Origin of the sequence: Leisingera sp. M523 (assembly GCF_025141335.1) — a bacterium.
GTDB lineage: Bacteria > Pseudomonadota > Alphaproteobacteria > Rhodobacterales > Rhodobacteraceae > Leisingera.
Genome location: NZ_CP081036.1, coordinates 1,869,062 through 1,895,323, shown reverse-complemented (window position 1 = coordinate 1,895,323; position 26,262 = coordinate 1,869,062). Strand labels below are relative to the sequence as shown.

Here is a 26,262-nt window from a genome sequence, read left to right as displayed (position 1 = left end):
CGGGAATGGTCACCGGTGAGAGAGAACCGGTTGGAGGGACCCTTCCGCAGCAGCAGCCCAAATTGTGCCGGTCAGTGATTAATCAGCGACCGTGCCCAATCTTTGCCATCTTTCCGCCCGAATTGAAAGGCGTTTGGCTGGCGTCTTAAGGAAACAATATGTGCGGATTGGTAAACAAAGCCTAAAATTTTCGGAGATTTCCGGAGGTCAGGCCGGAATTCCCGAAAAATCCTCCCGACGCATCAGCTTTCCTGCCAGTCGGGGGCGCGTTTTTCGATAAAGGCGGCCATGCCTTCGATGGTGTCGCGGTACATCAGGTTTTCGACAATCACTCCGCTGGTATAGGCATAGGCCTGATCCAGCGGCATTTGCAGCTGCTCATAAAATGCCTGTTTGCCGATTTTCACAGCAGAGCCGAGTTTCGCGGCGATGGTTCCCGCCAGCCGGGCGGTTTCGTCCTCCAGCTCCTCCGGCGGTACGGCGCGGTTGGCCAGACCCAGGTCCACCGCGCGGGCGGCATTGATGAACTCGCCGGTGGTCAGCAGCTCAAACGCCTGCTTGCGCGGGATGTTGCGGGATAGGGCCACCATCGGTGTGGAGCAGAACAACCCGATGTTCACCCCGTTGACGCCGAACTTTGTGTCCTCTGCCGCCACCGCCAGATCGCAAGAGGCCACCAGCTGGCAGCCTGCTGCTGTGGCGATACCATGGACCTGGGCAATCACCACCTGGGGCAGCGACTGCAGCCCTGTCATCACGCTGGTGCAGCGGGCAAACAGGTCTTGGAAGTAAGCCTTGCCGCCGTCCGCCGCGGCGCGGCCTGCGGTCATCTGCTTGATGTCATGGCCCGCACAGAAGCCTTTGCCGGTGCCGGACAGGATCACCACCTTGATACTGCTGTCTTCGCGCAGGGCGTCGATCTGCGCCTGCAGGGCCGCCAGCATCTCGTCCGACAGGGCGTTCAGTTTTTCCGGCGTGTTCATCTTCAGCCGGGCAATGCCGCCCGTGTCGTGACGTTCCAGAATTGTCATCTTGCCCTCCTCGCAATTCTCGGGGCAACTCTATGCAGGGATAGGGGAAAGGGAAAGCATGACGCTGGCATTTGATGTCGCAGGTCTGACGGATTACCTGCACGAGATTTTTCCGCAGGTAAAAGACGATTTTGCCATCGACGCTATGGATGAGCAGGGCCTGCGGATGCGGCTTTTGACTGCCGAGCGGCATCTGCGGCCAGGAGGCACGGTATCGGGCCCGTCGATGTTTGCACTGGCGGATTGTGCGATCTATGCGCTGCTCCTGTCGCGATTGGGGCGCGAGGCGCTGGCCGTCACCACCAATTGTTCGCTGGATTTCATGCGCAAGCCGGTCGCTGGCGCGGATATCATCGCCGAGGCGCGGCTGTTGAAGCTGGGCCGGGTTTTGGCGGTTGCCGATGTGCTGATGTATTCCGAAGGGCTGGCAGAGCCGGTGGCGCGCGCCAGCATGACATATTCGATCCCGCCTAAGCGTTAACCGCAGTGGCAAAGGGCTGGCCGACCTTCACCAGCGTTTCCCGGCCTTTGGCGCTGTTTGCCACCAGATCGTCGGAGAAGCGGATCTTGCCGGGCTCAAACACCACCACCACGGTGGAGCCGCCGAATTTGAAAAAGCCCTTCTCGTCCATCTTCTGCACGTCGCCAGCGGTACGGGTGTTGACGATGCTGCCGACACCAAAGGCGCCGACCTCGACAAAACAATAGGTGCCCAGCGTTTCGGTCTCGATCAGGGTCCAGCTGCGTTTGTTCTCGCCGAACACATCCGGCCCGGCCCCCAGCGCAATCGGGTTCACCGAATGCAGCGCGCCGGCAATGTCCTGGGCGCCATTGATCCGGCCAGCGGCAGGAAAGTGGTATCTGTGATAATCCGCTGGGCACAGCCGCACGATGGCCAGGGCGCCGCCGATGAAGCGATCGGCGATGCCCGGCAGCATGGTGCGGACGGACATCGGGTGGCCTTTGACGGGCACAAATATATCCTCGGCCAATTCCGGGAACACCAGCACCCGACCATCGGCAGGGGAGACAACGTCCTTGGGGTCGGTGCTGTAGGGGCGCACTTCGGGTTTCAGATGGCGGACAAAGAATTCATTGAAACAGGAGAAACTCTCAGTGTCGGCAGAAGCTTCGGTCATGTCGATCGACAGGTCTTCTATCACCGCCTTGATCTTGCTCTTGGAGAACCGCGAGTTGAACCAGATGCCCATCAGACGGCTGATGAGGGGCGAGCCAAACAGCAGTTTCTCGATGGGCCGCGCGCTGGCGTTCTGATAGGCCCAGCGAATCCATTTCTCGCCGAGCACTGCCTCTTCAAAGGTCTCGCCGGTGTCGCGGTCAACAACAAGGATGGGATCGCGCTTCATAGGGCCTGCCATGTCTGGTTTCTGCTCCGCCGCGCCTAGCAAGAAGCGGCGGCGGGGCCAAGGCCGGAATTGGGTCGCAACGCCGGGGCAGGGACCGTTCAGGGACCGGGGGCCGTCTTGCGAATGCTCCAGTGGAGCTTTTGCGGCAGAAAAGTGCCTTAGCGCCGGGTGCGCAACGTGTGTCGTTCTGCGGCGGAATTGCTTTTCCAGAAAAGAACAAGGGGGCCGCAGCCCCCTGTCCCGGATGTTCTTTAGGGGAACAGCTTCTTCACGTAGTTCGGTAAGGCAAAGGCGGCCTTGTGGATCTCCGGATTGTAATATCCGGTCTCGATCCCGGCGGCGGCAAAGCGTGCCTCTAGATCCGCAAGGCTCACGTTGCGGGCCTTGTCCGAGTGGCTGCCCCAGCCGAACGCCATCGGCCCGCCGGCATAGGTCGGCACTGACGCCAGATAGCAGGACGCATCGGCGAACAACGCCTGGAAGGCGCGCAGGGTGCCGGTCAACTCGTCACCCTGCATGAACGGCACGCCGTTTTGCGTTACGATGATGCCATCCTCGGTCAGCGAACGGGCCGCGTGGCCATAGAAGGTGTCGGTGAACAGCACTTCGCCGGGGCCGATCGGGTCGGTCGAATCGACGATGATCACATCGAACTTTCCGGTATTCTCTTTCATAAAGAGCGCACCGTCGTTGATCACCAGATTGAGGCGCGGATCATCAAACGCGCCGTTGCTCAGCATCGGCAGGTATTCTTTCGAGAAATCCACCACGCCGCCGTCGATCTCCACCATGGTGACATGCTCGACCGACGTGTGGCGCAGCGCCTCGCGGGCCATGCCGCCGTCGCCACCGCCGATGATCAGCACGCGTTTTGCGGCACCATGCGCCAGGATCGGCACATGGGTCAGCATCTCGTGGTAGATGAAGTTGTCGCCTTCGGTGGTCTGCACCACGTCGTCCAGCGTCAGGATGCGGCCGAATTGGCCGTTCTGGAACACTTTCAGGCGCTGATGCTCGGAGTTGCTGTCATACAGCATTTCGTCCACGCGCAGGGCCTGGGCGTAATGCGCGTGCAGGCTTTCCGTCACCCACTCCGGTTTGCTGGCACTGTTCATGCCGCAACCTCTTTGGCGATCAGTTCCTCTCCGCGCAGCAGTTCGCGCACTTCCACCATGTCAGTGTTGAAGGCCTCTTTCAGCACGTCGACGGCTTTCCACGGCTCGGCATCGCCGCACATGAAGACGTCAAAGGCGCCATAGCCGATTTCAGGCCATGTGTGCACCGAGATATGGCTTTCCGCCAGCACGGCCACGCCGGAGACGCCCTGGGGCGAAAACTTGTGGGTGTGGATGTGCAGCAGGGTGGCGCCGCAAACGTCAACGCAGTCGCGAAACGCCTTCTGGATGCGGGCTTCGCAATCCAGGCCGGTGCCTTTCATTACTTCGATGATCAGATGGGTCCCAGCAAACACCTTGCCATCCTTGCGGATGAAATGGTCTTCGCGGTCCGAGTCCACAACGGAGTCGATATTCGCGGCTGTTACACCGCGGGCGGTATCTTCCTCATGGGCGCCTGTCTCCAGACCGATCCCCAGTTGGAAGAGGTTGGCGTCTTTCATGACACTCCCCTTCGTTCCAGTAGATTGCAATCCAGCCGGTTCCTTAGCGCCCCCCCGAATAAGGGTCCGGGGTTGGGATCGGTACCGAAAGTGAGGGGCATTTAGGCCGGGGGGGAGATTCGATCAACCTTTAATTTTTGCATAGCCGGTAACGCGCAAGGACCTGCATCCAGCGGATCATGAGGGCGGGCAAAAAAAAAGGGCCGGGGCGAACCCCGGCCGTCAGGTTGTTCTATTGCCCAGGGGATCATGGGCGCCAGAACGGAAGAGTGGCTTCATAATGGGCGTCCTGGCGGCTCAGCCCGATGTCCTTAAGCTGTGCTGCGCTCAGGTGTTTGAGATGGGTCCTTGTGCGGCGGCGCAGGCTCCACTTGGTGACCAGCACGGCAAAGAGGACGGCCCATTGCGCCAGCACCGGCAGGCCCGGGCGGCTGATCAGATAGGACATGTTCGAATGTGCCATTTGCGTGTGCTGTACCATGGGAGGCTTCCTATATTGTGTTGATACAATCCTGTTGATTTGTCGTGATGTTTTGATACAAAGGGGTAAGCGCGTTGTCCAAGGATGGATTGTAATGGGTACAATTTGGCCGCAAAGCCTGAGTGAGACAAAAGGTCCCAAGTATAAAAAGGTGGCAGATACAATCCGGTCTGCTGTCGAATTGGGCAGTTTGAAAATTGGTACAAAGCTGCCGCCAGTGCGCGATCTTGCGTATCAATTGAGCATTACACCCGGCACCGTAGCCCGCGCCTACAGCATTCTGACCGATGAAGGCGTGCTGGAGGCCGAGGTTGGGCGCGGCACCTTTGTAGCCGAAAAGAAAAAGCCGGTGCCCGATGACGTATGGTCGCGGGAGCTGCATTTGCTGGAAGCGCGCGATCCCGGCCATGTCAGCCTGTTCAGCCCGCGGATTGCCGATATGGGGCAGGTGGCCGCGGTGCGCGAGGCGCTGCACAAGGTGGCGGAAAGCGAGGCGCGCAATTTCCTGAATTATCCGACCCGTGACGCCTATCTGCCGGTGCGCCAGGCGGCGGCGGCCTGGGTGGGGCAGTCGCCGGTCGGCATGGTCACAGAAAACGACATTGTCCTGACACATGGCGGCCAGAACGGGCTGATGGTGGTTCTGCAAGCGATCCTCGAGGGGCCGCAGCCGGTGATCATGGTTGAGGATCTGACCTATGCCGGGTTCCGCCGTGCCGCGGAACTGCTGCGGGCGCAGGTGGTCGAGGTTGCCATGGATGAACACGGCATCCGGCCGGATTCAATGGAACTGGCGATCCGCAAGACCGGCGCCACGGTGCTGTGCACCAGCCCTGAGGTGCATAATCCGACCGGGCTGCACACGCCGCTGGGGCGCCGCAAGGAGATTGTCCGCATTGCCCGCCGCCATGGGGTGCAGATCGTCGAGGATGACTGCTACCGGCTGGGCGAGTCGCGCGCACCCAGCTACCGGTCGCTGGCGCCGGAGCTTGCCTGGCATGTGTCTTCGATCTCCAAGATTCTGACACCTGCCCTGCGCGTCGGTTTTGCGCTGGCGCCCGAGGGCCGGTCCACGGACCTGCGGCGGGTAGCGGAACACGGGTATTTCGGTCTGGCCCAGCCGCTGGCAGATCTGGTGCGGATCCTGCTCAGCGATCCGCGGCTGCCTGATCTGGTGGCGGCGGTGCGCGGGGAAATGGCCCGCTATGTCCGGGTCGCGGTCAATGCGCTTGGCGGGTTTGATCTGACCTGGAATCCGGATGTGCCCTTTGTCTGGCTGCGGCTGCCCTCGGGCTGGCGCGCTGCCGCTTTCACCCGCGCCGCAGAATCAAACGGGGTTCAGATCCGCTCGGCAGATGAATTTGCCCTGCGCGACGGCCGCGCGCCGCATGCGGTGCGCATCGCCATCAACGCGCATGTGCCGCTGAAACAGTTCGAAGAGGCGATGCTGCGCCTGCGCGCCCTGCTGGACAACCCGCCCGAGCAGATCAGCGTTTGATTTTTTGGGGTATTATCATACCTAATTTGTAAGATGTTGAATTTGCTATGTTTATTGTTGATTGCCGCTGTTGACGTTGCTTTGTGATCGCCGTAAACCCCCTCCATCGCATTCAGGCGTTTCCTTTCGGGGAATCTGCCGTCACGACAAACAGGATTGACCTGCCATGAAAACCTTCTCTGCTACTCCGGCAGACATCGAGAAGAAGTGGATCCTGATCGACGCCGAGGGCGTTGTTCTGGGCCGTCTTGCTTCCATCGTCGCCATGCGCCTGCGTGGTAAGCACAAAGCGTCCTTCACCCCGCATATGGATATGGGCGACAACGTGATCATCATCAACGCCGAAAAGGTGCAGATGACCGGCAAGAAGCGCGAAGAGCACTTCTACTGGCACACTGGCCACCCGGGCGGCATCAAATCGCGCACCAAACAGGAAATCCTGGAAGGCAAGCACCCCGAGCGCGTTGTGACCCAAGCGGTCAAGCGCATGCTGCCGGGCAACCGTCTGAGCCGTCAGATCATGACCAATCTGCGTGTCTATGCCGGTGCCGAGCACCCGCATGAAGCACAGGCCCCCGAAGTTCTGGATGTTGCATCCATGAACAAGAAAAACACCCGGAGCTAATGTAGATGTCTGATCAGATCAACACTCTTGAAGAGCTCGCAGCTGCAACCGGTGTGGAAGCAGTGGCCGAAGAAACCATCACACGTGAGCCGGTTCGCGATGAACTGGGCCGCGCCTATGCCACCGGCAAGCGTAAAGACGCTGTTGCCCGTGTCTGGATCAAGCCGGGCTCCGGCAAGGTCGAAGTGAACGGTTTGGAAATCAACAAATACTTCGCCCGTCCGGTGCTGCAGATGATCCTGCGCCAGCCGTTCCAGGTTGCCGGTGTTGAAGGCGAATTCGACGTCTACGCCACTGTCAAAGGCGGCGGTCTGTCCGGTCAGGCCGGTGCGGTCAAGCACGGCGTCTCCAAAGCGCTGCAGCTGTATAATCCCGCTCTGCGCGGCGCGCTGAAAGCGGCTGGCTTCCTGACCCGCGACAGCCGTGTTGTGGAACGGAAGAAATACGGTAAGGCCAAAGCCCGTAAGAGCTTCCAGTTCTCCAAGCGTTAAGCTTGCACAGAAACAGAACTGCAAAAGGGCCGCTCTTGGAGCGGCCCTTTTTGTGTTTGGAATACGCAAATTTCCTGCACCGTTAACTTTTTTCTAAAAATGCCGTAACATGGGCGGACCGCTTCCTGTTGGGGGAACGCTGCGATGGCGCAAACCATCTATGAGAAATACGGCGGATTCAGCGCCATCAGCCGGGTCGTGATGACCTTTTACGAGTTGGCGCTTGAGTCCGATCAGATCGGTGACTACTTCGCCGATGTCGATATGGCGCGGCTGATCGACCATCAGACCAAGTTCATTTCCTCGCTGCTGGGCGGGCCTGCATCCTTCAGCGATGAGCGGCTGGAGGCGGTGCACCGGGCCTTGGCCATAACCCATGATGACTTTGATGAAATGGGCGCGCTGCTGAAAGACGCGCTGGAGCAGCACGGGCTGTCCGAACCGGACGTGCGGGCCACGCTTGCCGCAATTGAAAGCAAGCGCAACGTCATCGTCCACCGGGACGCCGCATGAGCATTGCTGCCATCAACGAGCAGCTGCTGCGCGCCGTTGGCGTCGGTGTCGCGGTTGTCCGCGCTTCTGATCTGGGGTTTGTCTTTCACAATCAACCCTTTGCCGAGTGGTTTGGTACACCCGGCCCGGGCGCGGCCCTTACCGATGCCATCGAAGAGTTGCAGCCACAGGATCTTGGCCCGCTGTGCGATGAGGGGCTGCGCTACTCGGCGGAGCTGAAGATCAAGCGCAAGCGGCGGACGCTGGTCTTTGCCATCAACATCTCCCAGGCCAGCCATCTGGACGAGGCGCTGTTGGTAGTGGAATGCCAGAACATCACCCGCATCCGCGAGCTGGAAAGCATGATCGACAGCTATTCCGCCATGGTGGAGCGCAACACCCGCGAGCTGGAGCGCGAGAAGGAGCGGGTGGAACGGCTGCTGCTGAACCTGATGCCGCGCTCGGTCTATGAGGAGTTCAAGACCTTCGGCGTGGTGACACCGCAGCTTTACCCTAAGGTGTCAGTGGTGATGCTGGATTTCGTCAACTTTACGGACTTCGCCTCCCGCACCGATCCGACGGTGACCTTGGGAGAGCTGAACGATATCTTCACCGCCTTTGACCGCATCGTCGAACAATACGGCTGTGAGCGGATCAAGACCATTGGCGATGCTTACCTGGCGGTTGCCGGGATGCCGGATCCTACCCCGGATCACGCCACCGCCGTGGCCCATTGCGCTACCCGGTTCCTGCGCTATCTGGACCGGCGCAACCAAAGCCATCAGCATAAATGGCAGGCGCGGATCGGGCTGGGCACCGGCTCGGCCGTCGGTTCGGTGGTCGGCATTCAGAAATATGTCTATGACGTCTTCGGCCCGGCGGTGAACCTGGCCTCGCGCCTGCAAGTCTTTGCCAACCCGATGAAAATCGTCGCACCGGAAGAGATGAAGGAAGCCCTGTCCGAGGAGTTCCGCGTCACCGACATTGGCCCCGAAGACATCAAAGGCATTGGTGAGGTGCATCTTGTCAACGTCGGTGACGAGTTGCGCGCCCCGCAGCCCAGCAGCCGGTTCTAACCGTCCGGTGCAATCAGCCCCAGTCCGCGCAAGTAGATACCGATACCGCTTTCCAGCAGGTCCTCGGGCGGAAACGGGGAGGCGGCACCGGGCGAGTTCCGTGCATAAAGCTCCACCACTCCGTGGCTCATCGCCAGCACATGCGCCGAGAACATCGAAGCAGGCGGGCGTTTGTCTTCCGGGATATGCTGGCTGAGGTCTGCCGCCGCGCGTTCCAGGATCGCCCGTGCCCGGGCAGCAGCATCAGCCAGTTCCGGCGTCCGGTTCACCGAAATGCCGCTTTCGAACATGGCGATGTAATGGCCCGGATGCTTGCGGGCAAAGGCAAGATAGGCGCGCCCCGTAGCCTCAAACGCCGCCAGCGCCGAGGGCTGGTATTTGTCATAGGCGTGCTGCATCAGGTCGGCAAACATCGCATAGCCTTGCCGCCCGGCTTCGGCGATCAGATCCTCGCGCCCTTTGAAGTGGCGGTAGACGGCGGCGGGGGTCACGCCTGCCTGTTTGGCAGCCTCCGACAGGGTGAACCCGGTCGGGCCCTTGGCCTCAATCAGATGCAGGGCTGCTTCGACCAGCGCCTGGCGCAGATTGCCGTGATGATAACCGCGTTTAGGCATCCCAGATATCCGGGCCTCCGCAAATTCCAGTGTCCAATTCGCCAATCGCATCGGCGTTCTTGCTGTCATAGTCAAGCGCGTGCAGCACGCTGCGCATCGCCGCCAGCCGCGCCCGCCGTTTGTCATCCGAGCGGATGATGGTCCAGGGGGCCTCGGCACTGTGGCTGCGCGCAAAGGTTTCGGAAATGGCGGCGCTGTAGCCGTCCCATTTCTCCAGCCCCTTCACGTCAATCGGGCTGAGTTTCCACTGTTTCAACGGGTCGGACTCGCGCGACAGAATCCGGCGCAGCTGTTCCGCCCGGCCGACGTTCAGCCAGAACTTGAACAGATGCACGCCATCCTCGGCCAGAGCGCGTTCAAACCCCGGAACCTGGCGGAAGAAGCGCTCGCGCTGCGCGTCCGTGCAGAAACCAAACACCTTTTCCACCACGCCGCGGTTGTACCAGCTGCGGTCAAAGAACACGATTTCGCCGCCCGACGGCAGGTGCTGGACATAGCGCTGAAAATACCACTGGCTCTGCTCGGCCTCGCTGGGTTTCGAAAGCGCCACGATCCGCGCGCCGCGCGGGTTCAGGTTCTCGCGAAAGCGCTTGATGGTGCCGCCCTTGCCGGCCGCGTCCCGGCCTTCGAACACAATGGCAATGCGGGCGCCGCTGGATTTGACCCAGGACTGCAGCTTGACCAGTTCGATCTGCAGCGCCTCCAGCTCCGCCTCGTAGGCCTTGCGCTTCATCCGCTCCCGGTAGGGGTAGCTGGGGCTGAGGATCCCGTCTTTATCCGCGCCTTTGATGGCCTTGCGGATCTCCTCCGGCGCGCCGGTCTGGTAATAGTGGCTTATGGCCCCGTCAAATGGCAGCGGCATGTGAAAAACCCTTCTGTCCTCAACCCTTTATATGGGCAAGAGGCAAGGAATGTGAATCGTTTTAACGCAATTGTGCGCGCAGTGCGGCCCGGCGTACGGCTGCGGCCACTTCTGCTGTGGCCACATGCTGCGGCATATGGCCGATACCATCCAGCAGGGTCAGCTGCGCGCCTTTCACATTCCGGGCCAGGCCTTGGGCGTGAAGCTCCGGGCTGACCAGATCGTCAGCAGTGCCGTGCAGAACTTCCACCGGAACCGGGATTTCACCATAGCGCGGCGACAGTTCGGTCACTTCCTGCAGCAGGTTTGCCCGTTGCCGGGCATTTGCGCGCAAGGACGTGCGCCGCAGCGACAGGCCAGGGCCAAAATGTGCCGCATATCCTTCCGGCACGGCTTGCGGCGCAAAGACCTCCTGCAGCGATCGGGACACAGCATTGTCCGGCACAAAGGCGGTCAGCAAGGGCACCGCCACCATACTGCCAGCACGCGAGGAGGTGACCCGGTACAGCGGGTCCAGCGGCGTGGTCCAAGGATAGGCGACGCCGGACACAGTCACCAGCGCCGAGATACTGTCCGGGTGGTCCACCGCCCAGGCCAGCGCAACCGCGCCGCCATAGCTTTGGCCCAGCACAATCGGCCTGTCCGCCCCCATTTGCGCCGCGGCCTGGCGCAACAGGCCGGCCTGCTGGCGGATGGTGGCCCCGGTGCCATTGATGCGGTCTGAATACCCCAGTCCGGGCCGGTCAAAGATCAGGATGCGGAAGTCCTCTGCCAATGCCGGTGCCAGCCTGAAGGTCATATCGCGCGTACTGCCGCTGGAGCCGTGGATCAGCACCAGATCCGGCGCGCTGCCTTTGGGCCGGCCCATCTCTACCACATGCACCCGGTGGCTGCCCGCCACCAGGGTTTGTCCCAATGGCGGGTGGCTTGCGACAGCCGCTGCCTCGCGGCGGCCCGCCTGCCAGTTGGTCAGGGCAGCGGCGGCCGCCAGTGCAAGGCCTGCGTAAACCAGCACCTTAGCGGCCGATCTGATCCATTTCATAAGGCGTGGTCTGGTAGATCTCATTGATCCAATTGCCATAAAGAAGATGCGCGTGGCTGCGCCAGCGGTTTTGCGGCGGCTGGCTGGGATCATCGTCCGGATAGTAGTTGCCCGGCACGTTGATCGTGGTGCCATTGGCCACGTCGCGGTCGTATTCCTGCTTCAGCGTATCATTGTCATACTCAAAATGGTTAAAGATATAGAGCGCGTTGTGCGCCTTGTCCTCAACCAGGCAGGGGCCGACTTCGTCACTGCCCAACAGCGTCTTCAGCCCTGGTGCCGCACTGATTTCGGCCTGCTTCATCTCTGTCCAGCGGCTGACCGGGATCACAAAATCATCCGAAAACCCGCGCAAATAGGGCGAAGCCGGCGCCAGGTTCCGGTGCCGGAAGCAGCCGAACGCCTTGTGATCCAGCATATGTTTCTTCACGCCATGGAAATGGTTGATCATCGCCATGCCGCCCCAGCAGACGCCAAAGGTGGAATGCACGTTGGTCTGGGTCCATTCGAACACCTCGCGCATCTCCTCCCAATAGGTCACCTCGGGGAAGTCGAGATGCTCAATCGGGGCGCCGGTGATGATCAGCCCGTCGAACTTCTCGTGCTTCACTTCCTGGAAGGAGTGGTAAAATTCGGCCATATGTTCAGCCGCGGTGTTCCTGGTCTGATGCTCGGTCATCCGGATCAGGCTCAGATCGATCTGCAGCGGGGTTGCTCCGATCAGCCGGGCAAACTGGTTTTCGGTCTGGATCTTCTTGGGCATCAGGTTCAGCAGGCCGATGCGGATGGGGCGGATGTCCTGACGCGCCGCCTGGTCCGGCGACATGACCATCACGCCTTCGTTCGTCAGAACGTCATAGGCGGGGAGGTCTGCGGGCATCTTGATGGGCATGTCAGTGTCCTGATTTGCGGAAGGTTGTGCGATATAGCGGAATTCGACAGATAGGCGGCTTAGCCGCGGGCCTCAAGAGCGGAGGCGATCAAATCCTCGAAACCCGCCTCATCTTTGACGGCTGAGATCTGATCGGCGGTGACGGTAACGCCCCAATTGTCGGCCATCGCCTGATAGCGCGGCTGGCGGTGCGCCAGCGCCTGGGCATAGGTCCAGCGGATAAAGGCATCGGGGTCGACATCCCCTTCGGCTACGCCATTTTCCTGAAGATACTCTTGCCAGACCCGGTCCAGAAACTCCGGCTGATAGGACATCGGCTTGGGCGCGCGGTCGAACCGGCGCACCAGTTCTGCCGTGTGGGCCTCGCTGCCCTTGATCCAGACCATCAGCGTGTGTTTGCTGAGTTCCGACAGAACCTGATCGTTCGGGTCATTGGCATCGACCCATTCGCAGATCGACCCGCCAGTATCGCAGATGAAATTCGGATAGCCGTAAAGCTGCCCGGCGCGGCCCGCGAAGTATTCCGTATCCAGCAGCGCCCGGATTTCGGCGACCCGGAACTGTTCCTGGCGGCGCTTGTATTCGCCAATCGGCAGTCCGCCTTTGGCCTTATCGCCTGGTTTGCCCAGATAGGAGGCAACCGGGGTCAGGTTCTCAAACGTGATGTTGGAGCCGATGAAGATGGAATCCGACAGCAGAAGGTCCCGCAGGAACGGCACTTTCATCGCCTCGGCCTTGGCGTTGTCGGCGATGTATTCGCCCATATAGCGGGTGCCGATACGGTAATCGACCGAGTAGTGGAACCAGCTGCCGGCGCCGCGCAGGATGTTGCTGACATAGGTTTTGCCAAGCCCGGACATGCCAAAGAACAGCACCCGTTTGTTGGGCGCGTCGCGCCAGTCCTGCGCAGAAGTGTAAAGCATCGGCGTTCCAAGTCCCTGAAGGTTTCACGCCTTGCTAATCACCTGCGCGGGCTTGGTCAATTCCGTGTGCGTTTGCGCCGCAGGACCGGTTTTCCGTTCAGGACCATAAGCCCGGCTGCCAGCAGGGCAAAACCGGCGTAGGCCTGCGGTTTCAACTCTTCTCCCAGCCACCAGGCGCCCAGCAGGATGGCAACCGGCGGAATGATCAGGGTGACCAGCATCAGGTTGCCGCTGCCCGCCAACGCTAGCACCCGGTAATACAGCAGATAGGCGCCAGCAGTGGCAATCAGCGAAAAATAGGCAATGGATAGCCAGGTGCCGGTTTCCAGGCTCAGCGAAACCGGGCCGTCAACCAGCAGGGCTGCCGGCAGCAGGCAGAGGGTGGAGCCGGTCAGCATACCGGCAGCCGCCACCTGCGGCGGCAGTCCGGACAGTTTCAGCCGCGCCCAGGCACTGGCAAAGGCATAAGACACTGTGCCGGCCAGAACTGCCAGTTGCGCGGTGCTTCGGATGTCGAAATTGGCAAATTGCTCTAGCCCGATGGCGGTGGCCACGCCGAGAAACCCCAGCGCCACTCCCAGTGCCTTGCGTGCTGTCAGCCGTTCGTCGGCAAACACCAGCGCAGCGACGATGACGCCGAAAATGGCCGTGGCCGCATTCAGGATCGAGGTAAGGCCGGTCTCAATATACAGCTGTCCCCAGGCCATCAGGCCGAAGGGGATGATGTTGTTCAAAAGGCCCATCACCAGAAAGGCGCCCCAGATACGCGGCTCCTTTGGCACCGGCAGCCGCATCAGCAGCACCACGCCCCACAGAAACAGCGCCGCCCAGCCGCAGCGATGCAGCACAAGGGTAACAACGGGGATTTCGTCCAGGGCGATGCGGATCGACAGAAACGATCCGCCCCAGATCACGCCGAGCAGTATCAGCTCGGCCCAGGCGCGGGGGGATATGGTTTTTTGAGGGCTCATGCGGATCAATTAGCCCGCCGGGCGCGGCCAGGCGACCCGGATCTTGCGGCAAACGAAAACCCCGCCCGGAGTATGCGGGCGGGGTCAGATTGTCCGTCTTGCGGCGCTTTAAAAGTTGTAGCCGATTTTCATGCCAAAACTGACCGCGTCGTTATCCTGAAAGTTGGTAACAGGGTTGCCGCCGGGGGAGGCGACCGAGTCACCCAGCTGGGTGTAACGGATGCCAGCCGAGATCGTCATCTTGTCCTGCTTGTATTGCACCCCAAGCCGGATCGCCTCATAGCCATGGGTCGGTGCCAGCGGCGACACCAGGTCATCCCCGTCCACATCCGCATAGATCAGCGCCAAAGACCCCGACCAGTTTTCGTTGAACTTGCGGCCAATCCCCAATGTGTAGGTAAAGGAGTCGTCCAGATCGATCAGGTCGCGGCCCAAACGGCCGGGCACCAGGTCGGTCACGCTGTGTTCCGCCCAGCGGATGCCGCCAAACAGCAGCGTGTCTGCGGCGATACCGGTCTGGAAGTCCAGGTTTACCGATTGCGGGGTCTTGGTCTTGGTTGAGGTTGTTGTGTTCAGGCCCGGGCTCCCGGCAAAGCTCTCGTTCAGGTCGAAATCGTGTTCGATCTCGGAGCTGTAGGTCAGCGCTGCACGCAGGGCGATCTCTGGGATCTCATAGGCCACGCCGGCTACCCAGCCAAATGCGCCGTCTTTGTCGACCTTGACATTGTAGGTGCCGCCGGGAATGACGCTGTAGGCAAGACCGTTCAGATTGATTTCGCCGTCGATCTCCTGGTACCGGATACCGCCATGGGCGCTGAAACGCTCGTTGAACTTGTAGCGCAAAAGGGCGGTCACCGCATTTGCATCCGCCTGCGCCTTGGTGCCGCCAAGAAGCGCAGAACCGCCCGCCGGGTAGAGCACATCCACACCCCAAGGCTGGTCGAAGATCACGGCAAAGGACAGTTGGTCGTTGATGTCCTGCTTGTAGCCTGCGCCGAACATGTTGAAGCGGTCGCCGACATCTCCGGAAGCGGAGCCAAGCGGGTTCAACGACGTGCGGTCGTTACCCGACAGGTCCACGGATGTGGTCGCGAATGAGAACTCTGCGTAGGTGCCTTCTTCGAAGATGATGCCGATCGGCTGGCCGGTGCGGTCAAGACCGCTTGCCATGGCAGAACCCGATGCCAGCGCCAATGCCGCCGACGTTGCAAGATAGCGTTTCATTTTTCCTCCCTGAATTGCGGCCTGTTAGGGCCGCTTTACGCAAACGTAATCGGGCCGAATTCCGCAAATCAACATTAACCGCACGGCAACTTGCCGGATTCGATCAATTCCCAAGGGTTTCAGGGGACCGCTTCGCAACTATATTAAGGTAATTTGCAATGCAAATGATAGCGGCGCCGCTCAGCACCCAGGCATCCAGCGCTTCGCCATAGATCACCATGCCCAGAATGGCGATGGCGGGCAGGCGGGCAAAATCCACCGGCACCACCACGCTGGCAGGCGCCAGCGACAGCGCGGTTGTCAGGCAGAAATGCGCGGTCAGCCCGGCAATGCCGATCAGCACCAGCCAGGGCAGGGTGGTGGCGTCCGGCAAGGCCATGTCGCCGTCCCAGCCTGCCGCCAGCAGGCCCATCACCAGCTGCATGGCGGTGAGCCAGAACAGAATTGAGGCAGTTGTTTCGTGCCGGGTCAGCCGTTTGGTCAGGATCGCGGTGAGGGCAAAGAAGATCGCGCAGCTGGCTGCGGCCCCGATCCCCAGGTTCAGGGTGTCCGGGCTGGGGCGGGCCACGATCAGGATGCCGGCAAAGCCGATCGCCGCCGCCAGCATCCGGCGCCGGGTCAGCACTTCCCCCAGCAGTAGCGGCGACAGGATAATCACCCACAGCGGCGAGGTGAACTCCAAGGCAAAGACCTGGGCCAGCGGGATCAGCGTCACCGCCAGGAACCACAGGTTCTGGCCGGTGAAATGGAACAGATTGCGCACAGCGTGAACGCCCAGCCGCGCCCGGCTGACCTGATGCCATTTGCCCGTCGCCGTCAGCAGCGCCACCACGATGATCACCCCGACCAGGCTGCGGTAGGTCATGACTTCGAACGTGTCGAGGGTCAGCCCGGCCTCGCGGCCCGCAATGGCCATGGCAGAGAATGAGACAATGGCTCCGATCATCCAAAGGGCGGCTTTGGCGGTGTCAGTCATCAGTGCAGCCAATCATCGTTTTGCAAATCCACGGTGGAGGCAGCGCTCCATGCGGCGGCCCTGAACAGGTTGAACCAGACCGCAGCGGTTTCCCGCAAGAGAATACTGAAGCTGGGCCAGCGGGTTTCTGGATCCCGGCGCACATTTTCAGATGCTGCAAGCTGCAGCCGGCGCGCTCCGGCCCAGCGGAAGGACGCCCAGGAGCGGGGCAGGTGAAAGGCCTCGCTCACCAGGATCAGGTTTTCCGATACGGGCAGCAGCGGCAAGGAAAACAGCGCGTTCTGCAGGGTCGATTGCGACTCAGGCTCGATCAGGATGGCGTCTGGCGGCACACCGAACTGTTGCGCCAGCTGCGCCATTTGCGCGCCCGCAGACGGGCCGCCCGGAATCGCGCGCCCGCCGGTGAACACCACCAGCGGTGCCCGCCCGGCGTGGTAAAGCCGGGCGCAGGTCTCAACCCGCTTTTGCGTCGGTGCGTGCAGGGAGCCATCTGCGGTCATGCCGCCGCCCAGGCAGATGATTGCATTCGCTGCGGGCAATTCCGCTGGATCATTGTCTGGCCAAAGGAAGGTCCAGCAAAGCACCGCCAAAAATGTAAAAAGCCCAGCGGCAGCAAACCACTGGGCCAATTTTGTGATCCGCCGGATCATTCCCACTCGATGGTGCCGGGCGGCTTCGAGGTGATGTCATAGGTGCAGCGGTTGATGCCCTTGACCTCGTTGATGATCCTTGTGGCGGTCTCGCCCAGGAACTCATGGCTGAAGGGGTAGTAATCGGCTGTCATGCCATCCACGCTCGTCACCGCGCGCAGGGCGCAGGCAAAATCATAGGTGCGACCGTCGCCCATCACGCCCACGGTGCGGACCGGCAGGATTGCCACAAAAGCCTGCCAGATATCGTCATATAGACCGTGCTTGCGGATCTGGTCGATATAGATCGCATCGGCCTCGCGCAGGATCTCCAGCTTTTCGCGGGTGATCTCGCCGGGGCAGCGGATCGCCAGGCCCGGTCCGGGGAAGGGGTGACGGCCGATGAAGCTTGCAGGCAGGCCCAGTTCGCGGCCCAATGCGCGGACCTCGTCCTTGAACAGCTCGCGCAGGGGTTCAACCAGTTTCAGCCCCATCTTCTCCGGCAGGCCGCCCACGTTGTGGTGCGACTTGATGGTGACTGACGGGCCGCCCGAGAACGACACCGATTCAATCACATCCGGGTACAGGGTGCCCTGCGCCAGGAACTCGGCGCCTTCAATCGTGTTGGCGTGTTTCTGGAACACGTCGATGAACAGCTTGCCGATGATCTTGCGTTTGGTTTCCGGGTCGCTTTGCCCATCCAGCTCGCCCAGAAACAGCTCCTGCTCATCGGCGTGGATCAGCTGGATGTTATAGTTGTCGCGGAACATCGCGACGACTTCTTCCGCCTCGTTCTTGCGCAACAGCCCGTGGTCGACAAACACGCAGGTCAGCTGGTCGCCGATCGCCTCGTGGATCAGGATTGCGGCTACCGAGGAGTCCACGCCGCCGGACAATCCGCAGATCACCTGCTTGTCGCCAACCTGTTCGCGGATCTTTTCGATCATCTGTTCGCGGTAGGCGCCCATGGTCCAGTCGCCGCTGAAACCCGCCAGGCGCACAAAATTCTCATACAGCTTGGCACCGTTGGGGGTGTGATGCACCTCCGGGTGGAACTGCACCGCATAGAAATTGCGGCTGACATCGGCGGTGATGGCATAAGGCGCGTTGGGAGAGGTGCCGTAGACTTCAAACCCCGGTGCGATCTTGCTGACGTGGTCGCCGTGCGACATCCAGACCTGCTCGCGGTCGCTGTCGTTGGCAAACCAGCCTTCCAGCAGCGGCGGTGTCTCCACGGTGGGGGTCACAAAGGCGCGGCCGAATTCGGCGGTGCCGTGGCCGCTTTCCACTTTGCCGCCCAGCTGGTGCATCATCACCTGCTGGCCATAGCAGATGCCCAGGATCGGCACGCCATAGTCGAAAATCTCCTGCGGCGCACGCGGCGACCCTTCGCGGGTCACACTGTCCGGCCCGCCCGAGAAGATCACAGCTTTGGGCGCCAGCTCGCGCACAAACTCCATGGTGACATTCTGATAGGGGTGGATTTCGCAATAGACGTTCAGCTCGCGCAGGCGGCGTGCAATCAGCTGCGTGACCTGGCTGCCAAAGTCGATGATGAGAAGGCGGTCATGGGATGTCTCTGTCATGCACGCGCCATAGGGCAGGAAAGCCTTTTCCGCAAGAGGGTTTGAGCCTGCGCCGGCCCGCAGCCGCGATTTTCACGGCAGACCGGTCCTGAACCTGGCCAGGGTATGCGAAAGTTCACAGCCACGGTGCAAAATGCCCCGCCAATGTCGCTTTTCAACTTGAATGGCCGTAATCCTGCGGCGGCGTGGTGTGAGGTGGCTATAATACCCATCGCAATGAAATGCCTGTGGTGAGGATAAACCATGACAGAAGCAGCACCGCGCCGTCGCGCACGGGGTGGCGGCGGCGCCGCCCGCCGCGCCGAACGCACCAGCGTCAAGATCGAGACCGCGAAGTACATTGAGCGCAACATTCCGAACTTCGAGATCCTGAACGAGGAAGCGCTGGAGATCATCGAATACAACGCGGATACCATCCTGGAAGAGGTCGGCGTCAACTTCGTTGACAACCCGACGGCGCTGGAGCGCTGGCGCGAAGCCGGTGCAGATGTCAACGGCGAGCGCGTGCGCATCCCCCGCGGACTGGCCCGCAAGCTGTGCGAAACAGCTCCGTCCGAGTTCACCCAGCACGCCCGCAACCCGGAGAAATCCGTGGTCATCGGCGGCCGCAACATGGTGCTGGCGCCGGTCTACGGCCCGCCGTTTGTGCGCGACGCTGCTGGTGGACGCCGCTACGCGACCATGGACGACTTCAACAAATTCGTGAAGCTCGCCTATATGTCCAAATGGCTGCATCACTCGGGCGGCACCGTCTGCGAGCCCACCGATATCCCGGTGAACAAGCGCCACCTGGACATGCTGATGGCGCATATGACCCTCAGCGATAAACCGTTCATGGGGTCGGTTACCGAACCCAGCCGGGCACAGGACTCGGTCGATATGGCCGGCATTCTGTTCGGCAAGGAGTTCGTGCAGAACAACACCGTGATGACCTCGCTCACCAACATCAACTCGCCGATGACTTTCGACGATGTGATGATGGGCTCGCTGGAAGTCTACGCCAAGAACATGCAGGCCTGCATCATCTCGCCCTTCATCGTTGGCGGCGCCATGGCGCCGGTGTCGGTTGCGGGCACCCTCACGCAGGTTCTGGCCGAGGTTCTGGCCGGTGTCGCCTACAGCCAGCTGTGCCGCGCAGGCGCGCCGGTGATCTTCGGCGCCATGGTGACCTCGATCGACATGAACTCGGGCGCGCCGACCTTCGGCACCCCGGAGGCGTCGCACATCACCTATGGCGCCGGTCAGCTGGCCCGCCGCATGAACCTGCCGTACCGTTCGGCCGGCTCTTTCTGCGGCTCCAAATTGCCCGACGCGCAGGCGGCCTATGAGACCGCGAACTCGCTCAACATGGGTCTTCTGTCGGGTGTGAACTTCCAGTTGCACTCCTGCGGCTGGCTCGAAGGCGGCCTGGTCGCCGACTTTGAGAAGTTCGTGATGGACGCCGACCAGCTGGGCGTTTTGCACGGCTTGGCCAAAGGCGTGTCGGTGGACGAAAACGCCCAGGCGATGGACGCCATCCGCGAAGTCGGACCCGGCGGCCACTATCTGGGCTGCGCCCACACCCAGGAGAACTTCAAATCAGCCTTCTGGAAGTCCGAACTGCTCGACTACAAACCCTTTGAACAGTGGGAAGAAGAAGGCGCGCGCGACACCTATGCGCTGGCGACCAACCGCGTCGAGAAACTGCTGGCCACTTACGAGCAGCCGGCGCTGGACCCGGCCATCAAAATGGCTCTGGACGAGTATGTGGCTGAAAAGAAAGCTTCGATGCCCGACGCGTTCATGTAATCGCGCAGCTACAGCTTAGGGGCAGGGGGCAGCCGCCTCTGCCGCAGCAGAACGGCGGTCCCGCGGGGCCGCCGTTTCTGTTTTTGGCCGGGTCGCAGTATTGCGCAGGAAAGCGGCTTCGCCCGCCAGCGCGATCAGCACATCCACATGCCGGATCAGCGAGTATCCCGCTTCACCTGCCTTGCGTGCGGTGTCTTGCGCGCTTTCCAGCTCCAGGAGCTGCATTACGGCCGCGGCCGGCTTGGGCAGGGTCCCGTACCCTAGAATCCGGCGCAGATCCCGCTGCCGGCTATAGTTCTGCGCCCCCAGCCGGGCAGCCCTTGCCAGAATCCGCGGGCGCCGGAGCAATGTAAGCCGGGTGTATACGTCCTGCATGGTCCTCTCCTTTCAATTCTCTGTACCGGATCTGCTATATCACAACCTATTGTGGTGTTGCGGCGAGGGGGCTACCGGCGAACGGTACGTTTTGTGATGATTATGTTTTCTCTGGAAACAATGGGGCCTGATCCGCGCATTTGTTCAACTACAGTCAGGCGTACGTGGAAAAGCCTCAGACGCTATTGATTGCGGCTGACAGGCTGGCCTGGCTGACGACCGGGGCTTGATATATGCAAAACATACCGCACGCGTCCCTGCCTGGCTGGGTGCCGCTTGAGACATGCCGTTACCTTCAGCACACAGAGGCAGGCCGCCCGATCCGGCAATTGGCCCGCAAGGCCGGGTGTCATCCTTCCACCATCCTGCGGCAGGTCAGGCGGGTAGAGACCTTGCGGGATGATCCGCTGATCGACGAAGTTCTGACCTACCTTGCCGGGCGTTACCAGACATCTTCCGGCCAGTCCGGAAAACCCAGCAAGTCCGGAAAACCTAGTAAGTCCGGCACCAGCCCGGGCAAACCGGCGGGACGGGGATTGACCGCCGGGTTCGAACAGGAGGCGGCCAGTGTCCTGACCCTGCTGAGCCGCGGCGGTGCGGTTCTGGCTGCGGCCGAGGGCATGGAAATGGCGGTGGTCGTGCGCGAAGGCACCGAGGCGGACGGGCAGAAAGTGGCCGTTTCGCGCCCGCTGGCCGGTGCATTGGCTTTGACCGGCTGGATTTCCTGTGCCCGCCGGAGCCGGATCAGCCGGTATGCCATCACCCCATCAGGGCGCAGCGCCTTGAACCGGATTATTGCCGATCAGGAGAACCGGGCGCGGGCCCGTCTGGAGGGCGGCTTTGCCGAAGCCCAGACGCCGTTTCTGGCACCCGAAGACAGCGGCAAATCCAGTTATGGCCGCAAGCCGCGCTACGGCGGATCCGAAACGCCGCTGGAGATGCTGGCCCGGCTGTCGGACAAGGATGGCAATTCCTTTTTGACCCCGGGCATGATCAGCGCCGGCAAGCGCCTGCGGGAGGATTTTGAGCTGGCCCAGATCAGCGGCCATCTGATGCAGGAGAAGCTGTATTTTACGAACGGCAGCCAAGCGCTGCGCAGCAGCAGCCAGGAAGCCGGGGCTGCGGCGCGCAAGCGCATGACAGAGGCGCTTCAGACACTGGGCATGGGGCTGAGCGATATCGCTCTGCGCTGTTGCTGCCATCTGGAAGGGCTGGAAACAGCAGAACGCAATCTGGGCTGGCCGGCCCGGTCGGGCAAGGTGGTGCTGCGTATCGCCCTGCAGCATTTGGCAGATTACTACGGCGAGACCAGCGCGCAGGAGGCTGAGCTGATCGGCTGACCGCGCAAGCCCGGCAAAGGAAAACGGGCCCGCATTTGGCGGACCCGTTAAACTGCCTGAATTGGCAACGCCTTAGGCGGCGACTTCAGCCTTGGCTTCTTTCAGGTGCTTCAGCACGGTCTCGGGCGAGGAGACACCATAGGGGTCATCGCCGTGGTTGTCAGACAGGCCCGGCTCTTCGAACCATGCTTCAACAACGCCGTTGTCGATGATGGCGGCATAGCGCCAGGAGCGGTTGCCGAAGCCCAGGTTGTCCTTGGCGACCAGCATGCCCATCTTGCGGGTGAATTCGCCGGAGCCGTCGGGGATCACGTCCACGTTTGCCAGGTTCTGCGCTTCGGCCCATTTGTTCATCACAAAGCTGTCGTTCACCGACATGCAATAGATTGCGTCGATGCCTTCGGCCTGGAAATCGGCAAAGCCGTTTTCAAAGCCCGGCAGCTGGTAGGTCGAGCAGGTGGGGGTAAAGGCGCCGGGCAGCGAGAACAGCACAACGCGCTTGCCTGCAAAATAATCATCGGTGGTTTTGTCTTCCCAGCGGAAGGGGTTCGGGCCTTCGACCGCTTCGTCACGGACGCGGGTGTGGAAGGTCACGTCGGGCAGCTTAACGCCAGCTTTCATTTCGGAATGCTCCTGAAGGTGGGTGTTCGTTCGGCGGGCAGGCTTAAAACGATTCTAAGCGGGTATCAACAAGTCCGTGAGCAAGTTGTGAAGGTTCCGGACAAGACGCCGCAGATGCGCCATCCGGGAGCCAAAAGGCGGCACACCGGGCGCGGGTTTTAATGCCATCAGGAGAGGTGCTACCGGTCAGGCCGCTGCCTTCTTTATTGTCACTGTGGTTCCGCGCAGCTTACGCTCGGCCGCCGTGGTAAGATCATTGAATTTCTTCAATGTGGCCAGCAGCTTCTTCTTGTCCTTGGAATCGTTGATTATGCCGGGAAACTTCTTTTTCACCGTCTGGTACTGGTCGTTGATCTTCTTCAAGTCCTTGTATTTCGCTGCTGCGGCCTTCAGATCCGGCGCTGCTGCCTTCAGATCTTGCCCGGCCTTTTCGATGGCCGACACGCAATGGGCGTTGATCGCCTTTACCAGCGCCCCGACCCGGTTGGTGTATTTCTTCAGGTTCCGGTCCACCAACAGCTGCGGCAGCTCGGTTGCATCCAGCTTCTTGTCCTGAGAGTCGTCGCTTTCTTTCAGAATCTTGGCCACGTTCTTCTGGAAATTCGCCGCATAGAATTTCTGGGCCGCGTTCAGCTTGCCCTCATACTGCACCGCTTTCTTCACTTCGGCAGCTTCCTTGGTCAGCACGCCCTGCAGCGCCTCGATGTCTTTTTTCGAGGCTGACGTCTTGGACCGCTTTTTCAGATCCTTGGTGATCTCGGCCAGCAGCTTGTCCAGCTTCGCCAGATGCGCCTTGGCGTCGCCGCAAAAGCCCAGCATGGCATCCAGCTCTTCCTGATGGATATCCACCGCCTTGTTCCAGGTGGTCAGCCCGTCCTTGAAGTTTTTGTTCTTTTGCAGGTCCGCCATCTTCTTGGACTTGACCCCGTCCTTGCGCGCTTTGGCCAGGCTTTCGCGGAAATAATCCTCGCCCTCCCAGGCATTGCCCAGGGAAATCCCAACCCGTTTCTTGAGCTTGTCGCCCTCAGCGGTGGTGTATGTCTTGGTGCCTGCAGCCAGCTTTTTATGCTCTGCTTTGAACTTTTCCAGCTCCTTGGCCATCCGTCCCTCCCTGAATGATTTGCGGCGAAATCTTCTTGCTTCGCGTGAATTATGTGTTCCCCAGCGTCACTTTGGCAAAGGAAAACGGCGCATTTGCGAAGTTTGAGCCATGATAAGGCTGCAGGGCAGGGTTGACGATATGCCCGTGCCAAGCCAATTCAGCTATGTTAAACCTGCGCAGAACGCCAAAGGCCGGAAGGGAAACCCACGTGAGAGACCTAAAGATCCCGGAGCAGCGCCACCCTGAAAAGGCGCATCGTCCCGACAATGCTCAGCCCAAAAAGCCAAGCTGGATCCGGGTCAAGGCGCCGGGCGGCAAGGGCTATGCGGAAACGCATAAAATCATGCGCGACAACAAGCTGACCACGGTTTGCGAAGAGGCCGGCTGCCCCAACGTCGGCGAATGCTGGAGCCAGGGTCACGCCACCATGATGATCATGGGCGAGGTCTGCACCCGCGCTTGCTCCTTCTGCAACATTGCGACCGGCAAGCCGCCCGAGGCGCTGGACGTGTTTGAACCGGGCCGGGTGGCGGATGCGGTGCAAAAGCTAGGGCTGAACCACGTTGTCATCACCTCGGTGGACCGCGACGATATCGAAGACGGCGGAGCCGAGCATTTTGCCCAGACCATCCGCGCCGTTCGCCATCGCTCACCGAAAACCACTATCGAAATCCTGACCCCGGATTTCCTGAAATGCGATCCCTCGGTACTGGAAACAGTCGTCGAGGCACGTCCCGACGTCTTCAACCACAATCTGGAAACCGTGCCGGGCCTGTACCCGGAGGTCCGCGCCGGTGCCCGCTATTTCCACTCGCTGCGGCTGCTGCAGCGGGTCAAGGAACTGGACCCGTCGATGTTTACCAAGTCCGGCATCATGGTTGGCCTGGGCGAGGATGCGCAGGCGGTGAAACAGGTGATGGACGACATGCGCGCTGCAGACATCGACTTCCTGACCATCGGCCAGTATCTGCAGCCGACGCCGAAACACCATGCGGTGGACCGTTTCGTGACGCCGGAAGAATTCAAATCTTATGAGAAAGCCGCTTATGGCAAGGGCTTCCTGATGGTCTCGGCAACGCCGCTGACGCGCTCATCCTACCATGCCGGTGATGATTTTGCCCGCCTGCGCGAAGCACGCAACAAAAAGCTGGGGCTTGCATGACGCCCGAGCGTCTGGCGCGGCTCCGCGCCTTACGCCATGCACTGCATCAAATCCCCGAAGTGTCGGGCGCCGAGGAAAAGACCGCCGCCATGGTGGCGGATTACCTGCGCCATTTTGAACCGGATCAGCTGCTGACCGGGCTGGGCGGCCACGGGGTTGCCGCGGTTTTTGACGGCATTTCCGACGGCCCCACCGTTCTGATCCGCTGCGAGCTTGACGGCCTGCCGATCGAAGAACTCTCGGATCAGCCCTACCGTTCCACCCATCAGGGCCGCGGCCATCTTTGCGGCCATGACGGCCATATGACCATGGTTGCTGCCCTGGCAGAGGACCTCTCCGCCAGCCGCCCGGCCAAGGGGCGGGTGGTGCTGCTGTTTCAGCCGGCCGAGGAAACCGGCAAGGGCGCTGCAGCGGTGATCGGTGATCCCGCGTTTCAGCAAGTCGCACCGGACTATGCCTTCTCACTGCACAACCTGCCGGGGCTGCCGGTGGGGCAGGTGGGATTGTGCGCGGGCTCTGCCAACTGCGCCTCCCGCGGGATGCGGATCCGACTCACTGGCAAGACCTCCCACGCTGCCGCGCCGCAGGACGGGGTGTCACCCGCCGGTGCCATAGCGCAGCTGCTGCCGGGCCTGGCGGATTTGGGCAGCGGCGCTGAACTGGGGCCGGAGTTTGCCCTAGTCACCCTGACTCACGCGCGGCTGGGCGAGGCCGCTTTTGGCATTGCGCCTGGCTATGGCGAGGTTTGGGCCACGCTGCGCACCGTCACCGATGCCCGCATGGAGCAGTTGATTGCTGCTGCAACGGCGCATGTGGAACAGGCCTGCGCCGCGGAAGGGCTGACATTTTCAATCGAATTTGATGACGTCTTTGACGCTTGCACCAACCATCCCGAGGCGGTCGCGGTTCTGCGTGCGGCTGCCGCAGCGGCGGGGTGCCCGGCACAGGTGCGCGACGACCCGCAGCGCTGGTCCGAGGATTTCGGCCAGTTCGGCAAACAGGCGAAAGCGGCGATGTTCTGGCTCGGCTCCGGCGTGGATCAGCCGCAGCTGCACAATCCGGATTACGACTTCCCGGATGCGGCGATCCCGGCCGGGGCCGGGATTTTCCTGCAGACGGTCAGAAACCTGCTGGGCTGAGCGTTACTTCAGCAGCGCGTCGACAACAGCAACCGCGCCGATAATGGCAAGGGTGTCTTTCACGACCTCATAGATTTTGCCGTTCTGACGCACGTACCGGTGACCGTCGCGCGGCGGATTCAGGCCCCAGCGATCATAGTCTTTTACATAAATCCAGTCGCCGCCCTGGATATGGCCTTGCCTTGCCTGGCGTTTTTTTACTTGGCCGGGCGCATGATAGGCGGCACTGTTGTTGTGGCCCGGCGCCTGTTTTTTCGGTCCGGCAAGGGTCGCGGCGGGGGCAAGGGCGAGGTTTGCTGCTGCAATTGCGGCCACTATCGCGGTCTTTTGCATTGCG

At 61.2% G+C, this 26,262-nt stretch carries 29 protein-coding genes; 10 read left to right on the top strand and 19 right to left on the bottom strand.

Features of this window, described 5'->3' with window-relative positions:
• Positions 1 to 242: 242 nt before the first annotated feature.
• Entirely contained in the window at positions 243 to 1,031 is a 789-nt protein-coding gene (locus K3557_RS09360) for an enoyl-CoA hydratase (RefSeq protein WP_259999295.1), read from the bottom strand.
• A 58-nt stretch (positions 1,032 to 1,089) separates the two neighbouring features.
• On the opposite strand from K3557_RS09360, the gene K3557_RS09355 reads away from it, so the two are divergent.
• Complete coding sequence (locus K3557_RS09355; RefSeq protein WP_129370735.1) at positions 1,090 to 1,512, top strand: PaaI family thioesterase; 423 nt, start codon at positions 1,090 to 1,092, stop codon at positions 1,510 to 1,512.
• Here K3557_RS09355 and asd read toward each other — a convergent pair.
• The 4 genes from asd to K3557_RS09335 all read right to left on the bottom strand — a co-directional run bounded on the left by asd (position 1,502) and on the right by K3557_RS09335 (position 4,497).
• A complete protein-coding gene (asd, locus tag K3557_RS09350; protein ID WP_259999293.1) occupies positions 1,502 to 2,398 on the bottom strand; it encodes an archaetidylserine decarboxylase in 897 nt (298 codons plus the stop codon). The genes K3557_RS09355 and asd overlap by 11 nt on opposite strands.
• Before the next feature lie 251 nt (positions 2,399 to 2,649).
• Complete coding sequence (gene speE, locus K3557_RS09345) at positions 2,650 to 3,513, bottom strand: polyamine aminopropyltransferase (protein ID WP_259999292.1); 864 nt, start codon at positions 3,511 to 3,513, stop codon at positions 2,650 to 2,652.
• A complete protein-coding gene (gene speD, locus K3557_RS09340; RefSeq protein ID WP_129370740.1) occupies positions 3,510 to 4,016 on the bottom strand; it encodes an adenosylmethionine decarboxylase in 507 nt (168 codons plus the stop codon). The genes speE and speD overlap by 4 nt, the downstream gene beginning before the upstream one ends.
• Before the next feature lie 247 nt (positions 4,017 to 4,263).
• Positions 4,264 to 4,497 carry a DUF1127 domain-containing protein gene (locus K3557_RS09335; RefSeq protein ID WP_027258807.1) on the bottom strand — a complete coding sequence of 78 codons (234 nt, stop codon included), beginning with the start codon at positions 4,495 to 4,497 and terminating at the stop codon, positions 4,264 to 4,266.
• A gap of 94 nt (positions 4,498 to 4,591) precedes the next feature.
• Between K3557_RS09335 and K3557_RS09330 the strand changes: the two genes are divergently transcribed.
• From K3557_RS09330 to K3557_RS09310, 5 genes are all read left to right on the top strand, one after another.
• Positions 4,592 to 5,995 carry a PLP-dependent aminotransferase family protein gene (locus K3557_RS09330; RefSeq protein WP_259999291.1) on the top strand — a complete coding sequence of 468 codons (1,404 nt, stop codon included), beginning with the start codon at positions 4,592 to 4,594 and terminating at the stop codon, positions 5,993 to 5,995.
• 166 nt (positions 5,996 to 6,161) lie between these two features.
• Positions 6,162 to 6,620, top strand: coding sequence for a 50S ribosomal protein L13 (gene rplM / locus K3557_RS09325; RefSeq protein WP_129370746.1), 459 nt, complete (start codon positions 6,162 to 6,164; stop codon positions 6,618 to 6,620).
• Positions 6,621 to 6,625: 5 nt separating this feature from the next.
• Positions 6,626 to 7,111 carry a 30S ribosomal protein S9 gene (gene rpsI, locus K3557_RS09320; protein WP_129370747.1) on the top strand — a complete coding sequence of 162 codons (486 nt, stop codon included), beginning with the start codon at positions 6,626 to 6,628 and terminating at the stop codon, positions 7,109 to 7,111.
• 144 nt (positions 7,112 to 7,255) lie between these two features.
• Positions 7,256 to 7,624 carry a group 1 truncated hemoglobin gene (locus K3557_RS09315; RefSeq protein WP_259999290.1) on the top strand — a complete coding sequence of 123 codons (369 nt, stop codon included), beginning with the start codon at positions 7,256 to 7,258 and terminating at the stop codon, positions 7,622 to 7,624.
• Positions 7,621 to 8,679 (top strand): adenylate/guanylate cyclase domain-containing protein, encoded by a 1,059-nt coding sequence (locus K3557_RS09310; RefSeq protein ID WP_259999289.1) that lies wholly within the window; start codon positions 7,621 to 7,623, stop codon positions 8,677 to 8,679. Before K3557_RS09315 ends, K3557_RS09310 begins: the two co-directional genes overlap by 4 nt.
• Here the strand turns inward: K3557_RS09310 and K3557_RS09305 are convergent.
• The 10 genes from K3557_RS09305 to guaA all read right to left on the bottom strand — a co-directional run bounded on the left by K3557_RS09305 (position 8,676) and on the right by guaA (position 18,398).
• Entirely contained in the window at positions 8,676 to 9,293 is a 618-nt protein-coding gene (locus tag K3557_RS09305) for a TetR/AcrR family transcriptional regulator (RefSeq protein WP_027258814.1), read from the bottom strand. The genes K3557_RS09310 and K3557_RS09305 overlap by 4 nt on opposite strands.
• Positions 9,286 to 10,155 carry a polyphosphate kinase 2 gene (ppk2, locus tag K3557_RS09300; RefSeq protein ID WP_259992490.1) on the bottom strand — a complete coding sequence of 290 codons (870 nt, stop codon included), beginning with the start codon at positions 10,153 to 10,155 and terminating at the stop codon, positions 9,286 to 9,288. Before ppk2 ends, K3557_RS09305 begins: the two co-directional genes overlap by 8 nt.
• 61 nt (positions 10,156 to 10,216) lie before the next feature.
• Positions 10,217 to 11,197 (bottom strand): alpha/beta fold hydrolase, encoded by a 981-nt coding sequence (locus K3557_RS09295; protein WP_259999288.1) that lies wholly within the window; start codon positions 11,195 to 11,197, stop codon positions 10,217 to 10,219.
• Entirely contained in the window at positions 11,172 to 12,089 is a 918-nt protein-coding gene (gene metA, locus K3557_RS09290) for a homoserine O-succinyltransferase (protein ID WP_259999286.1), read from the bottom strand. Before metA ends, K3557_RS09295 begins: the two co-directional genes overlap by 26 nt.
• A gap of 59 nt (positions 12,090 to 12,148) precedes the next feature.
• The gene (locus K3557_RS09285; RefSeq protein WP_259999284.1) at positions 12,149 to 13,012 is read right to left on the bottom strand and encodes an ATPase; all 864 of its coding nucleotides are present in this window, start codon (positions 13,010 to 13,012) and stop codon (positions 12,149 to 12,151) included.
• A gap of 56 nt (positions 13,013 to 13,068) precedes the next feature.
• A complete protein-coding gene (locus K3557_RS09280; protein ID WP_259999282.1) occupies positions 13,069 to 13,983 on the bottom strand; it encodes a DMT family transporter in 915 nt (304 codons plus the stop codon).
• Between the two features lie 108 nt (positions 13,984 to 14,091).
• Positions 14,092 to 15,207 carry an outer membrane protein transport protein gene (locus tag K3557_RS09275; protein ID WP_259999280.1) on the bottom strand — a complete coding sequence of 372 codons (1,116 nt, stop codon included), beginning with the start codon at positions 15,205 to 15,207 and terminating at the stop codon, positions 14,092 to 14,094.
• Positions 15,208 to 15,310: 103 nt separating this feature from the next.
• Positions 15,311 to 16,183: a DMT family transporter gene (locus K3557_RS09270; protein WP_259999278.1), complete on the bottom strand. Its 873-nt coding sequence runs from the start codon at positions 16,181 to 16,183 to the stop codon at positions 15,311 to 15,313.
• Entirely contained in the window at positions 16,183 to 16,722 is a 540-nt protein-coding gene (locus tag K3557_RS09265) for a YdcF family protein (RefSeq protein ID WP_259999277.1), read from the bottom strand. Before K3557_RS09265 ends, K3557_RS09270 begins: the two co-directional genes overlap by 1 nt.
• A gap of 107 nt (positions 16,723 to 16,829) precedes the next feature.
• On the bottom strand, positions 16,830 to 18,398 hold the full coding sequence (guaA, locus tag K3557_RS09260) for a glutamine-hydrolyzing GMP synthase (protein ID WP_259999275.1): 1,569 nt from the start codon (positions 18,396 to 18,398) through the stop codon (positions 16,830 to 16,832).
• A 243-nt stretch (positions 18,399 to 18,641) separates the two neighbouring features.
• Between guaA and K3557_RS09255 the strand changes: the two genes are divergently transcribed.
• Positions 18,642 to 20,186 (top strand): trimethylamine methyltransferase family protein, encoded by a 1,545-nt coding sequence (locus K3557_RS09255; protein WP_259999273.1) that lies wholly within the window; start codon positions 18,642 to 18,644, stop codon positions 20,184 to 20,186.
• 15 nt (positions 20,187 to 20,201) lie between these two features.
• On the opposite strand, the gene K3557_RS09250 is transcribed toward K3557_RS09255, so the two are convergent.
• The gene (locus K3557_RS09250) at positions 20,202 to 20,561 is read right to left on the bottom strand and encodes a DUF6477 family protein (protein WP_259992418.1); all 360 of its coding nucleotides are present in this window, start codon (positions 20,559 to 20,561) and stop codon (positions 20,202 to 20,204) included.
• Positions 20,562 to 20,794: 233 nt separating this feature from the next.
• On the opposite strand from K3557_RS09250, the gene K3557_RS09245 reads away from it, so the two are divergent.
• The gene (locus tag K3557_RS09245; RefSeq protein ID WP_259999272.1) at positions 20,795 to 21,901 is read left to right on the top strand and encodes a helix-turn-helix domain-containing protein; all 1,107 of its coding nucleotides are present in this window, start codon (positions 20,795 to 20,797) and stop codon (positions 21,899 to 21,901) included.
• Positions 21,902 to 21,973: 72 nt separating this feature from the next.
• On the opposite strand, the gene K3557_RS09240 is transcribed toward K3557_RS09245, so the two are convergent.
• Positions 21,974 to 22,522: a peroxiredoxin gene (locus K3557_RS09240; protein WP_259999270.1), complete on the bottom strand. Its 549-nt coding sequence runs from the start codon at positions 22,520 to 22,522 to the stop codon at positions 21,974 to 21,976.
• Positions 22,523 to 22,708: 186 nt separating this feature from the next.
• Positions 22,709 to 23,623: a hypothetical protein gene (locus K3557_RS09235; protein WP_259999268.1), complete on the bottom strand. Its 915-nt coding sequence runs from the start codon at positions 23,621 to 23,623 to the stop codon at positions 22,709 to 22,711.
• A 209-nt stretch (positions 23,624 to 23,832) separates the two neighbouring features.
• On the opposite strand from K3557_RS09235, the gene lipA reads away from it, so the two are divergent.
• Both lipA and K3557_RS09225 read left to right on the top strand, forming a co-directional pair.
• Positions 23,833 to 24,786, top strand: coding sequence for a lipoyl synthase (gene lipA, locus K3557_RS09230; RefSeq protein WP_259999266.1), 954 nt, complete (start codon positions 23,833 to 23,835; stop codon positions 24,784 to 24,786).
• Positions 24,783 to 25,925 carry an amidohydrolase gene (locus K3557_RS09225; protein ID WP_259999264.1) on the top strand — a complete coding sequence of 381 codons (1,143 nt, stop codon included), beginning with the start codon at positions 24,783 to 24,785 and terminating at the stop codon, positions 25,923 to 25,925. Before lipA ends, K3557_RS09225 begins: the two co-directional genes overlap by 4 nt.
• A 3-nt stretch (positions 25,926 to 25,928) precedes the next feature.
• Here the strand turns inward: K3557_RS09225 and K3557_RS09220 are convergent, their stop codons facing one another.
• Positions 25,929 to 26,258, bottom strand: a complete 330-nt coding sequence (locus K3557_RS09220) for an RcnB family protein (RefSeq protein WP_259999262.1) — start codon at positions 26,256 to 26,258, stop codon at positions 25,929 to 25,931.
• Between the last annotated feature and the right edge of the window lie 4 nt (positions 26,259 to 26,262).